At 63.8% G+C, this 12,216-nt stretch carries 12 protein-coding genes; 6 read left to right on the plus strand and 6 right to left on the minus strand.

Annotated features, from left to right (window positions below):
- Positions 1-105 precede the first annotated feature (105 nt).
- Positions 106-1,032, plus strand: coding sequence for a polyphosphate kinase 2 (ppk2, locus tag HF916_RS14630; RefSeq protein WP_168789642.1), 927 nt, complete (start codon positions 106-108; stop codon positions 1,030-1,032).
- 108 nt (positions 1,033-1,140) lie between these two features.
- Here ppk2 and HF916_RS14635 read toward each other — a convergent pair whose 3' ends face one another.
- Both HF916_RS14635 and HF916_RS14640 read right to left on the minus strand, forming a co-directional pair.
- Complete coding sequence (locus tag HF916_RS14635) at positions 1,141-2,727, minus strand: inorganic phosphate transporter (RefSeq protein ID WP_168789643.1); 1,587 nt, start codon at positions 2,725-2,727, stop codon at positions 1,141-1,143.
- A 206-nt stretch (positions 2,728-2,933) separates the two neighbouring features.
- Positions 2,934-3,527, minus strand: a complete 594-nt coding sequence (locus HF916_RS14640; protein ID WP_168789644.1) for a short chain dehydrogenase — start codon at positions 3,525-3,527, stop codon at positions 2,934-2,936.
- A 266-nt stretch (positions 3,528-3,793) separates the two neighbouring features.
- Here HF916_RS14640 and HF916_RS14645 point away from each other — a divergent pair, with 266 nt between their 5' ends.
- Together HF916_RS14645 and HF916_RS14650 are read left to right on the plus strand one after the other, a co-directional pair.
- The gene (locus HF916_RS14645; protein ID WP_206001886.1) at positions 3,794-4,675 is read left to right on the plus strand and encodes a CHAD domain-containing protein; all 882 of its coding nucleotides are present in this window, start codon (positions 3,794-3,796) and stop codon (positions 4,673-4,675) included.
- A gap of 127 nt (positions 4,676-4,802) precedes the next feature.
- Complete coding sequence (locus tag HF916_RS14650) at positions 4,803-6,377, plus strand: sensor domain-containing diguanylate cyclase (protein WP_168789645.1); 1,575 nt, start codon at positions 4,803-4,805, stop codon at positions 6,375-6,377.
- Positions 6,378-6,410: 33 nt separating this feature from the next.
- Here the strand turns inward: HF916_RS14650 and HF916_RS14655 are convergent, their stop codons facing one another.
- The gene (locus HF916_RS14655; RefSeq protein WP_168789646.1) at positions 6,411-7,451 is read right to left on the minus strand and encodes a VTT domain-containing protein; all 1,041 of its coding nucleotides are present in this window, start codon (positions 7,449-7,451) and stop codon (positions 6,411-6,413) included.
- Positions 7,445-7,687 (minus strand): hypothetical protein, encoded by a 243-nt coding sequence (locus HF916_RS14660; RefSeq protein WP_168789647.1) that lies wholly within the window; start codon positions 7,685-7,687, stop codon positions 7,445-7,447. The genes HF916_RS14655 and HF916_RS14660 overlap by 7 nt, the downstream gene beginning before the upstream one ends.
- 58 nt (positions 7,688-7,745) lie before the next feature.
- Between HF916_RS14660 and HF916_RS14665 the strand changes: the two genes are divergently transcribed.
- The gene (locus tag HF916_RS14665) at positions 7,746-8,651 is read left to right on the plus strand and encodes a DMT family transporter (RefSeq protein WP_168789648.1); all 906 of its coding nucleotides are present in this window, start codon (positions 7,746-7,748) and stop codon (positions 8,649-8,651) included.
- A gap of 27 nt (positions 8,652-8,678) precedes the next feature.
- Here HF916_RS14665 and folE read toward each other — a convergent pair whose 3' ends face one another.
- Positions 8,679-9,317 (minus strand): GTP cyclohydrolase I FolE, encoded by a 639-nt coding sequence (gene folE, locus HF916_RS14670; protein ID WP_168789649.1) that lies wholly within the window; start codon positions 9,315-9,317, stop codon positions 8,679-8,681.
- A gap of 150 nt (positions 9,318-9,467) precedes the next feature.
- Positions 9,468-10,397, minus strand: coding sequence for a LysR family transcriptional regulator (locus HF916_RS14675; protein ID WP_168789650.1), 930 nt, complete (start codon positions 10,395-10,397; stop codon positions 9,468-9,470).
- A gap of 382 nt (positions 10,398-10,779) precedes the next feature.
- On the opposite strand from HF916_RS14675, the gene HF916_RS14680 reads away from it, so the two are divergent.
- Both HF916_RS14680 and HF916_RS14685 read left to right on the plus strand, forming a co-directional pair.
- Entirely contained in the window at positions 10,780-11,487 is a 708-nt protein-coding gene (locus tag HF916_RS14680) for a 3-oxoacid CoA-transferase subunit A (protein WP_168789651.1), read from the plus strand.
- A 13-nt stretch (positions 11,488-11,500) separates the two neighbouring features.
- Positions 11,501-12,160 carry a 3-oxoacid CoA-transferase subunit B gene (locus tag HF916_RS14685; protein WP_168789652.1) on the plus strand — a complete coding sequence of 220 codons (660 nt, stop codon included), beginning with the start codon at positions 11,501-11,503 and terminating at the stop codon, positions 12,158-12,160.
- The last annotated feature ends 56 nt before the right edge of the window (positions 12,161-12,216 follow it).

Here is a 12,216-nt window from a genome sequence, read left to right on the forward strand (position 1 = left end):
ACCGCAGTGGTAACACGGCTGACACCTGACGCTTCGATAATCGAACGCGTCCGCGTCGCGTTTGCCGCCGCGCGCCTAACTATTTCCGTTGCCAGGAGAGCCGCAATGAAAGAGCAGGATCCGAGACCCGAAGCCGAATCGATGGCAGAGCGGCAGCGCCGTTTCGAAGAGGACCTGATCGACGCCTACGACGAGGAACTCGAGATGGAGGTCGACGACCGCATCATCGACGGCGCGGAGGGCTTCACGCCCGAGCATCGCGAGGCGCGCAAGATGTACTTCCGCGAACTGTTCCGGCTGCAAGGCGAACTCGTCAAACTGCAGGACTGGATCGTGCAAACCGGCCATCGCCTCGTGGTGATTTTCGAGGGGCGCGATGCGGCCGGCAAGGGCGGCGCGATCAAACGCATCACGCAACGGCTCAATCCGCGGGTGTGCCGCGTGGCGGCGCTGCCGGCGCCGAATAACCGCGAACGCACGCAATGGTATTTCCAGCGCTACGTGTCGCATCTGCCGGCCGGCGGCGAAATGGTGCTGTTCGATCGCAGTTGGTACAACCGCGCGGGCGTCGAACGTGTGATGAATTTTTGCAGCGACGAAGAGTACGAAGAGTTCTTCCGTTCGGTGCCGGAATTCGAAAAGATGCTGGCGCGCAGCGGCGTGCAGATTCTTAAGTACTGGTTTTCGATCACCGACGAAGAACAGGAGATCCGCTTTCAGAACCGCATTCACGACCCGCTGAAGCAGTGGAAGCTCAGTCCCATGGACCTTGAAAGCCGCCGCCGCTGGGAGGCCTATACGCAGGCCAAGGAAGTGATGCTGCAGCGCTCGCACATTCCCGAAGCGCCGTGGTGGGTCGTGCAGGCGGTCGACAAGAAGCGCGCGCGCCTGAACTGCATTCAGCATCTGCTGAGCCAGGTGCCGTATCACGAGATCGAGCATCCGCAGATCGAATTGCCCGCGCGTGTCTATCACGACGAATACAGCCGCCAGCCGGTGCCGGCGCCGATGATCGTGCCCGAGGTGTACTGATCGGCGAGAGAGTACGGGGCGATGAAATGAAAAAGCGCGGCACGAGCCGCGCTTTTTTTATGCCTTTTTCAGGCGGCGACCGGTTGAGGAACCGGCTGCCGCGTGGGCTTAAAACACTGCCCGGAACAGCCAGTACAAGCCGGCTGCCAGCGCGATCGAAACGGGCAACGTCAGCACCCAGGCAAGGATCAGGCTGCGCACCGTGCCCCATTGCAGGCCGGAACCGTTGGCCGCCATCGTGCCCGCCACGCCCGAGGACAGCACGTGCGTCGTCGAGACCGGCAGGCCGTACATGTCGGCGGCGCCGATCGTGAGCATCGCCACCAATTCAGCCGATGCACCCTGTCCGTATGTCAGATGCTGCTTGCCGATCTTCTCGCCGACCGTCACGACGATGCGCTTCCATCCCACCATCGTGCCGAGACCGAGCGCGATCGCCACCGCGACCTTGACCCACGTGGGAATGAACTTGGTGGCGTGATCGGTTTGCGTCTTGAAGTTGCCGATCGTTTGGGCGTCCTCCGGCGAGAATGCCGGTTGCTTGTTTTTGGCCATCAGGCGGATCGCTTCGGATGCCACGTACATGTTGTTGCGCACGTTATCGACGATGCCTTGCGGCACCGCGGCCATCGAGCCCGACGTGCCGACCTGGCCGGCAATGATGTCGGTCAGTTGCTGCAACGCCGGCAAGGTGACGGACGTCAACTGGCGCGTGCGCACGTACGCCTCGACATCGGCGCGCGGATTGGCCGAGGGCGTGGCGCCCTGGGTGTATTTGGCGAGCGTCGTCGAGGTTTGATGCGCGACGGCGAGGAAGGTTTGCGTTTCTGACGGCGTCACCGCCTTGTTCAGCGCATAGGCCGTCGGCACCGTGCCGATCAGGATCAGCATGATGAGGCCCATGCCTTTCTGCCCGTCGTTCGAGCCGTGCGCGAACGAGACGCCCGTGCAGGTCAGGATCAGCAGGCAGCGGATCCAGAACGGCGGCGGCTCCTTGCCCTTCGGTTCGGCATACAGCGCGGGAATGCGCACCACGGCTTTCAGGATCAGCAGCAGCAGACCCGCTGCGAGAAAGCCGACCAGCGGCGAAAGCAGCAGCGATTTGCCGACGCCGAGTGCCTGATTCCAGTCCACGCCGCTCGTGCCGTTGGCGCCGTGCATCAACTGGTTCATCAGGCCGACGCCGATGATCGAGCCGATCAACGTGTGCGAGCTCGACGACGGCAGCCCGAACCACCACGTGCCGAGATTCCAGATGATCGCGGCGATCAGCAAGGCGAAGACCATCGCGAAACCGGCGCTGCTGCCGACCTGCAAGATCAATTCGACGGGTAGCAGTTGCAGCACGCCGAAAGCGACCGCGCCGCTCGACGTCAACACGCCGAGAAAATTCCAGCTGCCGGACCACACCACGGCAAAGTTCGGTGCGAGCGAATGCGTGTAGATCACGGTCGCGACTGCATTGGCCGTGTCGTGAAAGCCGTTGACGAATTCAAAACCCAACGCGATCAACAGTGCAATGCCGAGCAGCAGGTAAGGCAGAACCGAGCTTTCGCGAACGGGTTGCAGATCGTCCATTAAGTGCACAGCGCAATACACCGCGCCCACCAGAATCACTGCGAGGAAGATGAGGAGGCTGACGTTGCGCCCCTTTCCGGTGGCAGTGCCTGGCTGTGGATACGAAAGTTCCGGCATGACGTGAGCCCCAAAAGTTTGTCGCGAGTTTCCGATCCTGCGGGGCGTGTGTGTCGTAATGATGACAGTGGCGTGACACTCCGATGGGCCGTCGTGGCGCACGAGGACGCGCGCCGCCACTGGCGGCGCGTCGCTTCGGAGTACGGCTTACAGGTTGTCGGATATGGATGCTCAGATGTCCGAAAAGGACTGACGCACGCGATCCGTCACGAGGCGGAGATCACTTCGCCGCTTGCGCTGCCGCCCAGGCTGCGCTTGTAGGCTTGCGCGACCACGGCGGCCGGTACGCCTTGCGACGGATCGCGGCCCATCGACTCGAGCGTCTCGGCGACCCAGCCCGGGCTGACCACGTTCACGCGGGCTTTGCCGCGCAATTCGAGTGCCGCCGAGCGCACGAACGCTTCCACGCCGGCATTCACGACGCTGACGGCCGCGCTGCCTTCCATCGGCTGCTGCGCGAGTGTGCCGCTCGTCAGCGTGAAGCACGCGCCTTGCGACACGTGAGCCGCGCCGCAGCGCACGAGATTGACCTGGCCCATCAATTTGTTGGCGAGACTGAACGAGAAATCTTCGTCGGAGAGCGAGGCGAGCGGGGCGAACTTCGCTGCGCCAGCGGTGCAGATAACGGCGTCGAGCGTGCCGGCTTGCTGATACATCGATTCGATGCTGGGTTTGTCCGACAGGTCCACGTGAAGATCGGAACCGTTGCGGCTCGCGGTGACGATGTCGTGTTCGGCGGCGAGCAGCTTCACCACCTCGCCGCCGATCAGACCCGTTGCACCGACAATCAGTATTCGCATACAACCTCCTGAGAGTTGTTTGTGTTTTGCAGCGATGCGGTTTGCGGCGCTGGTGCGCGGCTGAGCGGCTGAGCGGCGTCGCGTCTGTTAAAGATAGTCGCTCTGTGGACGCGATGTCGCCGAGTAGGGAAAAAGAGGACCACGCTCGCTGCAAAGCTTGCGTTGGGTCATACGCGCGGGCCGTCAAACCGATGCAATCGTCACGTCAATTTCCGTCGGGCGCTTTTTTTGCTAGTCTGTCCATAGGGTGTTCTCAAAGGACTTCAATGAAGCGCGATAGCCTGAAAGGCGAAAAACGACCGGCTGACATTGAGCCCGCGGTGAAAGCACACTCCGCGCAAGAGGCCTTCGCGTCGTATGCGGCGCCCCTCGTCGATCACGCGATCGAATACGCCAACGCGGTGCGCGAAGACGCATCGCCCGAAGCGCTGCACAAATTGCGTGTCTCGCTACGGCGTTTGCGCTCGTTGTGGTGGGCCTTCGAGCCGTTGCTGGAAAAAGGCGAGAACACACGGCAACGTGCGCTATATAAGTATCTGGCCACGGCCGCCGGCAAAACGCGCGACTGGGACATTCTGATTGAATTGCTGATACGCGACGATAACGGCGCACGCAGCGGCACCGGCGACATGGCGCCTAAACTCCAGGACGCTCGCGGCGCGGCGTTGACCACGAGTCGCGAAACGCTCTCGAACGCCGACGTCAAGCATCTGCTGCGAGAAGCCTTGTCCAGCGCGTCCAAAGAACTGAACACCGCACATGAACGCATGCCGCTGCGGAAATTCGCTGAGCAACGTGTGGCCGCTTCGGAGCGTTCGTTAAAGAAGCGGATGAAACGCGCGCGTCGCGCGAAGCGCTCCAACTACGTTGCCTTTCACAATGTGAGGAAGGCGGGAAAGAAGCTGCGCTATCTGCTGGAGTTTTTCGAACCCGTCCTGAGCGGCGGCCGCAAACGCACCCTCAAACGTTTGAAGCAGATCCAGAAACGTTTCGGTACGCTGAACGATGTGGTCGCGAGTGAGATGTTGCTGCGCGACAATGCGGCCTTGCTTACCGGCGCCGGCGACCCCGAAGCGGCGCTTCACTGGCTCGGCAAGGAGCGCAAACGGCGGATGCGTTCGGCGGCCGGACTGCTGCGCAAACTATGATACGGTGCGCATCTTTGTGGCGCAGCCGCGAACGAAACGTCACGAATAACATCCGGATAACGACATTGGCCGTGCGTCCGCGCAGGCATGGCTCATGCGGACCGTCTGCGAAGGAGGTGATGCGCACGTGGCACATCAAACGCTTTCGCTGCGTCGGCGCTGGCGCAAAAGGTTGCGCGCCTATGGCACCGGCGTATCGCGATACATAGGTAATCACCCGTCTTTTGCGGGGCTCGCCGGCACGCTGGTGGCCGTGTCCATGGCGGGCTTGACGCTACTGACGCTCAGCACCGGCCACGCCGACGCGCTCGATCACGCGCGCGAGACCTCGCAAAACCTCGTCGCGATTATTTCCAGCGACCTCGAACGCAACGTCGAAATCTACGATCTGTCACTGCAGGCCATGGTGGACGGTGCGCGCAACCAGGCCGCCTGGACGCTGCCCGCCGGCGTGCAGCGCTCGGTGCTGTTCGACCGGGCGACCACCGCGGCCTATTTGGGCGGCGCCTATGTGATCGGCCGGGACGGGCAGGTGATCGCCTCGCAGAGCGGCGACGTCAATGCCGCAGTTCGCCTTGCCGACCGCGACTATTTTCTGGCCCATCAACGCAGCCCCGCCATGGGCCTGTATTTCTCGCATCCGTTCCGCTCGCGGTTGCGCGACGGCAAACTCTCCATCGGTCTCACACGGCGCATCGACCAGCCCGACGGCACGTTTGGCGGCGTCGCGCTGTTGGCCATTCGCATTGAATATTTTCAGCACCTGCTCGACCGGATCGACACCGGCCGGCTGGGCTCCGTGTTCGTCGTGATGGACGACGGCACCTTGCTCGCTCGCAAGCCGTTTTCGCCGCGCGATATCGGCTCGAGCATCGCGAAGTCGCCGACGTTCCAGGTAATGGCCGCGCATAGCGCTGGCACGTATGCGGCGATTTCGGCCGTGGACGGCGTGCGGCGTATGGATACCTACGCGCGCGTGCCCGGCACGCCGCTGATCGCAGTGGTCGCACCCGCCGTGGACGAAGTGCTAGCGCCGTGGTGGCGTCGCAGCCGGATTGTCGGTGCGCTGACGCTGACGTTCGGCGTGGCCTTCGTGATGGTTTCGTGGCTGCTGTCGTTCGCGTTGCGCGACAAACTGCGAGCGCAAGCGGCGCTGGTTCGTCTGGCTGCGACGGATCCGCTCACCGGTCTCAGCAACCGTCGCGTGCTCGATAACCGGCTCGACGAAGAGTGGCGGCGCGCGCGGCGCACCGGGCAACCGCTCTCGGCGCTGTTCATCGACATCGATCACTTCAAGCAATTCAACGACACGTACGGCCATGCGAGCGGCGATGAGGCTTTGAGCGCGGTGGCCGAATGCATCGCGGCGACAGTGCGGCGCGCGGTCGACGTGGTGGCGCGGTACGGCGGCGAGGAGTTCGCCGTGATCTTGCCGGACACGCCGGCCGAGGGCGCGCTCAATGTGGCGGAGAAGATTCGTCGCAAAGTGCAGAGCCAGGACGTGATCCGCAGCGACGGCGCGATCGTCGCGGTCACGGTGAGCGTCGGTTGCGCGACCTGTGTGCCGGCCGAGGGCGCCAACGCACTCGATCTGCTGGCCGCAGCCGACCGGCAGCTTTACGCTGCCAAGGCGGCCGGCCGCAATCGCGTCAGTTCGGCCATGTGGGCCGAGCGCCCAATGACCCAGCATTCGCCGACGTAAGCGGTGCCCAGGCTGAACCGCGACCAGCGCGGCTCAGGTGCCTTGCGTGCTGCGCGGGGCGAAGCCGCGCAACGTGATCGCCCCGCGCGCTTCGCCGCGCGATGCCGGCGCGCGATTGCCCGTGGTCGGCTCGTCGGTTGATGCAAGCAATTCGACGGGAAAGCCGCGCCGCTGCCAGGCGTCGAGGCCGCCCCGCAGTGCGCGAATCCGCGTGTAGCCGTTGTGACGCATGCGTTGCGTGATCTCGACGGCGGTCGCGCTGTCCGGGCAAATGCAGTAGATCACCATGTCGTACGCCCGCAGTGCCCCGTCGATCTGCTCCGGCGAGTGCGGATCGAGCGCGAGCGCGCCGGGAATGCGGCATGGCGCTTCAAGCGAGGGCGCTTGCGGACGGGCATCGAGCACCATGGGCGGCGGCGCGAGGCGGTGCCAGCCGCCGGCGGCGGCCCGTGCCGCCGCGGCGTCCCTGAAACGGCGGCGTTCGCGGCGTCGTTGCTGCAGGCGGAAGACCAGATAGAGGAGAGCGGTGGCTAGCAGAACGTCGATGACAGTGCCGCCGCGGGCTTTGACGAAGTCGAGCAGCATATGCAGTTGCCGTTCCGCGGCGGCGCCGCCGAGTAGCCAGAAGGCGGCCCACGCGAGGGCGCCGGCAAAATCCCAGGCCGCGTAGATGCGGGCGTCGACGGCGGTCGTACCCATCAGCGGCGGGGTGATGAGCGCGAGTCCGGGGACGAACTTCGAGATCGACACGAGCGGCACGCCAAAGCGCTCGAACAGCGCGCGCGCCTTATCCACTTTGGAATCGACGGCGGGCGAGAGCCGGCCTAGGGCGGCGATCAGCTTGCGGCCGTACAGGCGGCCGGCTGTGAACCATGCGCCGTCGCCCATCAGCGCACCGAGCACGGCGGCGCCGAAGACAGGCCAGAAGGACAGCGTGCCGGCGGCGATCGCAGAGCCCGCGAACAGCAGCACGGGCACCGCGGGGATCGGCACGCCGAGGCGCGTCAACAGGACGTTGAGGAACACGACCGCGCCGCCCCAGGTCGACACCGCCGAAGACGGAAATTCTACCAATTGAGGAGCTCCTGTTTTTTGCGGTTGAACCGGCGTGCTTCGAGGGCTTTTTCAGGCGGTTGCAAAGCGTGTACCCGAGCGGCCTGCTGGCCGGCTTTCATTCGAGCGGCGTTCCGTTCGCTCAGGATACTCGATGGATTTGGCGCCGGGCCAGCATTGACGGCGTCATCGTGATCGGGCTGACCTGGTTCATTGACTCGCTTATTGATTTGCTCTGTCTCTGCAATTTCGTTCAAGACCGCCGCTCGCCATGCCTTTACTCTGCGTGCTCGATCCAACCAACAGGACAGCACCATGAACTCGCGGTATGCCGGATATCTGTTTTGCGCGCTGGCGATGGTCGGCGTCGGCAGCACGGTGGTGGTCAGCAAATCGATCGCGGCGGGGCTGCCGCCGTTCAGCGCGACCGCGTTGCGCTTCGCGATTGCCTTTCCGCTGTTCGTGCTGGCGATGCGCTGGCGAGGCGTGCGCTGGCCGCGTCTGGACCGGCGCGATACGGTGCTCGTGATCGCCCAGGCGGGCGCCGGCAGCGTCGGCTACACCGTGTTGCTGATCAGCGGGATGAAACTCGCCTCGGCTGCCGATGCTGGCGTGATTGCCGGCACCTTGCCCGCCGTATCGGCCGGTGTCGCCATGCTGACGCTCGGCGAGCGCCCCGCGCCCGCGTTGATCGGTGCGATCTTGCTGGCGACCGCGGGCGTGCTCGTGTGCACCGTGCATCCCGGCGAGTTCACCGCGCCGCATGCGGCGAGTTCGCTGGCGGGCAACGCGCTCGTGTTCCTCGCGATCGTCTGCGAGGCGTTGTTCATTCTGCTTAATCGCAAGCTGCGCACGGCGGTGGCGCCGCTGCCGCTGTCGGCGTTGATGTGCGGCATCGGCTTCGCGGTGGCGATCGTGCCGGCCTGCTTCGAAAAACCATGGGCCTTGCCGGTCGATGCGAGCGCGCTCGGCGGCGTGCTGTATTACGCGCTGGTGCCGACCGTGGTGGGTTTCGTGCTCTGGTATGCGGGGGCCGCGCGCATCAGCGGCGCGGAAGCGGGGTTGATGACCGCACTCGTGCCGGTGAGCGCAGTGGCGTTGGCCGCGATGGTGTTGGGCGAGCCCGTCAGCGCGGCGCAACTGGCCGGTGTCGCGTGCGTGCTGAGCGCGGTCTTGCTGGCCACTTTCGGTCAGGTGCGCATGAGGCGGAGCGCGGCATGAGGCAGGCATGCCACGCTTGTGCTCAGCCTAGGTATTGGCGACCGCCACCACCCCCGGATTGCCGACGATCGACAGAAACTCGCGACGTGTCGACGGATCCGAGCGGAACGTGCCGAGCATGCGCGAGGTGACCATCGTCACGCCGGCCTTGTGCACGCCGCGCGTCGACATGCATTGATGCGCCGCTTCGAGAATCACGCCGACGCCTGCCGGTTGCAGCACTTCGTTCAAGGTGTCGGCGATCTGCACCGTCATCTTTTCCTGGATCTGCAAGCGTTTGGCGAATGCGTCGACGAGACGCGCCAGCTTGGAGATGCCGACCACGCGATGCGCCGGCAGATACGCCACGTGCGCGCGTCCGATGATCGGCACCATGTGATGTTCGCAGTAGCTTTCGAAGCGGATGTCTTTCAGCACGATCATTTCGTCGTAGCCGTCCACTTCGGAGAAGGTGCGGGCAAGGATCTCGCGCGGGTCGACCTGATAGCCCGCGTAAAACTCCTCGTATGAGCGCACCACGCGCGCCGGCGTATCGATCAGGCCTTCACGCGTCGGATCGTCGCCGGCCCAACGCAGCAGCACGCGAACCGCTGCTTCAGCTTCCTCGCGGCTCGGGCGCTCCGTTGCGGCTATGGGTTTGGTTTTCTTCGCCTTGCTACTGGTCATCCGTCGCTCCTCCGGGATCGCGCGTCGACGCTGTACGGAGCGCGCGGGTTCAATGAGTGCGGTCATTGTTCCATGTTTTGCAACGTGTCGTGCTGATGTCCCTTTTCGCTGTCAGGGCGCAGTCGTCAGGGCGTGCCGATCGGCCGCCGCTCATTTAGGCCATTCGTCCATCGCGTCATTGAACAACTCTGCAACGACGCGACGCAGCCAGCTCGCACGCGGATCGTTATGAAACTTGCGATGCCAATGCTGCCGCAGATCGAAATGCGGCAACGGCAGCGGCGGCTCGACCAGCGTGATCGACGCATGCTCCGACACGTACGCGAAGCCGATCGCGTGCGGTACGGTCGCCAGTAGATCGGTGCGCGCGAGGATGAACGGCAGGCTCATGAAGTGAGGCGTTTCGAGCACGGCGCGGCGCTTGATGCGTTTCTTCTCCAGGTATTGCTCGAGCACTTCCTGGCTGCGTCCTTCCGCGCGCACGACGGCATGACCCGACGCCACATACTGCGCCAGCGTGAGCGGCGCCTTCGCCAGTGGATGGCCCGTGCGCATCAGGCAGATGAAGCGATGCGTGAAGAGCCGTTGCTGGAAGAAGTTATTGCCCGCCAGATCAGGGAAATAGCCGATGGCAAGATCGACGTCGCCCGATTCGAGCCCACGTTCCACCTGCGACGGCGAGACCGTCACCGAGCGCAGATTCGCAAATGGCGCGCGTTCGGCGAACAGTTGCAGGAGCCGCGGCAGAAACACGATCTCGCCGACGTCGGACAGCGCGATCGAGAACGTATGAGTGCTGGTGGCCGGGTCGAATTCCTGCACGTCGAGCATGCCTTTCTCGATGCGCAAGAGCGCGTCGCGCGCGGCGGGCAGGATGGCGAGCGCGCGCGGCGTCGGTTCCATGCCTTTCGACGTGCGCACGAACAGCGGATCGTCGAAGTATTCCCGCAATTTTCCCAGCGCGGTGCTCACGCGTGGCTGGCTGACGCCGAGCTGCTCGGCCGCGCGGCTGACATTGCGCGTGTCTTCCATCGCGACGAGGTAGGGGATCAGGTTCAGATCCAGGTTTGTTTCAGACATGCTCGATGACCTGCGGCGCGGATGGCGTATTTGATATGTAGATAGAGATTAGCCCAACAATCTCACGGTTGGATAGTGCGATTCTGCTCTTTGGCCGGCCAACCGGAACAACAAACCGGCATGGCATGCAGCGAGAACCTATGATTAAGGGGAATTCCCTGCCTTGACAACGTGCACGAAGGACTACCATAATCGCCTCAGCGTTCGCTAAACGAATCCATGTTCATACAACGAACAAATTTGAAGCGAGCAAACCAACGGCGCCAGCCCGCATCGCACTTGGCGAGCCGCCGCCAGCATTGGCCCGGAGACCGTCCCGCCCACGCCCTGTCCGCACGGCAGCAAGTCTGGCGGCACGTAGCGCCCTCAAAGGAAATTCGACATGATCAACAAGATTTTCGAGTCACTTCAATCGGCGGTCGCCGATGTCAACGACGGCGCGACCGTCATGATCGGCGGCTTCGGCACGGCCGGCATGCCGTCGGAGCTGATCGACGCGCTGATCGAACAGGGCGCGCGCGAACTCACCATCGTCAACAACAATGCCGGTAACGGCGACATCGGACTGGCTGCGTTGCTCAAGGCCAAGCGCGTGCGCAAGATCATCTGCTCGTTTCCGCGCCAAAGCGATTCGTATGTGTTCGACGCGTTGTATCGCGCCGGAGAACTCGAACTCGAACTGGTGCCGCAGGGCAATCTGGCGGAGCGCATTCGCGCGGCCGGCGCGGGGATCGGCGGCTTCTTCACGCCGACCGGCTACGGCACCAAGCTCGCCGAAGGCAAGGAAACCCGTCTGATCGACGGCCGGCACTATGTGCTGGAGGCGCCGCTGCATGCGGACTTCGCGCTGATCAAGGCGTACAAGGGCGATCGCTGGGGCAATCTCACCTACCGCAAGACGGCTCGCAATTTTGGACCGATCATGGCCAGTGCGGCGAAAACCGCGATTGTGCAGGTGTCGCAAGTCGTGCCGCTCGGCGAGCTCGATCCGGAAAACATCGTGACGCCCGGCATTTTCGTGCAACGCGTGATCGAAGTGCCGCAAGCGGCCCACGCCCCGTTGCCCAATCCTCACGACGCTGCCGCCTGATTCGGAGACCGACATGAAAAAACTGACCCGCGATGAAATGGCCAAGCGCGTTGCCCAGGACATCCCTGAAGGCGCTTACGTGAACCTCGGCATCGGCGTGCCGACGCTGGTGGCCAACCACCTCGCCGCCGACAAGGAAATCTTCCTGCATAGCGAAAACGGCCTGCTCGGCATGGGCCCGGCGCCCGCCAAAGGCGAGGAAGACGACGAACTGATCAACGCCGGCAAGCAGCACGTCACGTTGCTGACAGGTGGCGCGTACTTCCACCACGCGGATTCGTTCGCGATGATGCGCGGAGGCCATCTGGATTTCTGCGTGCTCGGCGCCTTCCAGGTGTCGGCCAAGGGTGATCTGGCAAACTGGCACACCGGTGCGCCCGACGCGATTCCGGCAGTCGGCGGTGCGATGGATCTGGCAATCGGCGCGAAGCAGGTCTATGTGATGATGGAGCACCTCACCAAGCAGGGCGAGAGCAAGATCGCCGCTGAATGTTCGTACCCGGTGACGGGCGTGGGTTGCGTCGACCGCATCTATACGGACCTGGCAATGATCGATGTGACCGATCAGGGCCTCGTGGTGCGCGAGATTTTCTCGGACATCGATTTCGATGCATTGCACAAGCTGACCGGTGTGCCGCTGGTCGACGGCACGCAGGCCGCGCGCGCGGCTTAACCCGCTCGCAACACGACGCGACGACGCTGGCCCGAGAGCCGGCGTTGCGCAGCGCA

The sequence above is a fragment of the Paraburkholderia aromaticivorans genome (assembly GCF_012689525.1).
GTDB lineage: Bacteria > Pseudomonadota > Gammaproteobacteria > Burkholderiales > Burkholderiaceae > Paraburkholderia > Paraburkholderia aromaticivorans_A.

What these genes read in the sequence shown, in the direction of transcription:
- HF916_RS14685 (WP_168789652.1), top strand. Translation starts at nt 11,501, where the DNA reads ATGAAAAAACTGACCCGCGATGAAATGGCCAAGCGCGTTGCCCAGGAC.
- folE (WP_168789649.1), bottom strand. Translation starts at nt 9,317, where the DNA reads ATGACCAGTAGCAAGGCGAAGAAAACCAAACCCATAGCCGCAACGGAG.
- HF916_RS14640 (WP_168789644.1), bottom strand. Translation starts at nt 3,527, where the DNA reads ATGCGAATACTGATTGTCGGTGCAACGGGTCTGATCGGCGGCGAGGTG.
- HF916_RS14645 (WP_206001886.1), top strand. Translation starts at nt 3,794, where the DNA reads ATGAAGCGCGATAGCCTGAAAGGCGAAAAACGACCGGCTGACATTGAG.
- HF916_RS14675 (WP_168789650.1), bottom strand. Translation starts at nt 10,397, where the DNA reads ATGTCTGAAACAAACCTGGATCTGAACCTGATCCCCTACCTCGTCGCG.
- HF916_RS14635 (WP_168789643.1), bottom strand. Translation starts at nt 2,727, where the DNA reads ATGCCGGAACTTTCGTATCCACAGCCAGGCACTGCCACCGGAAAGGGG.
- ppk2 (WP_168789642.1), top strand. Translation starts at nt 106, where the DNA reads ATGAAAGAGCAGGATCCGAGACCCGAAGCCGAATCGATGGCAGAGCGG.
- HF916_RS14665 (WP_168789648.1), top strand. Translation starts at nt 7,746, where the DNA reads ATGAACTCGCGGTATGCCGGATATCTGTTTTGCGCGCTGGCGATGGTC.
- HF916_RS14680 (WP_168789651.1), top strand. Translation starts at nt 10,780, where the DNA reads ATGATCAACAAGATTTTCGAGTCACTTCAATCGGCGGTCGCCGATGTC.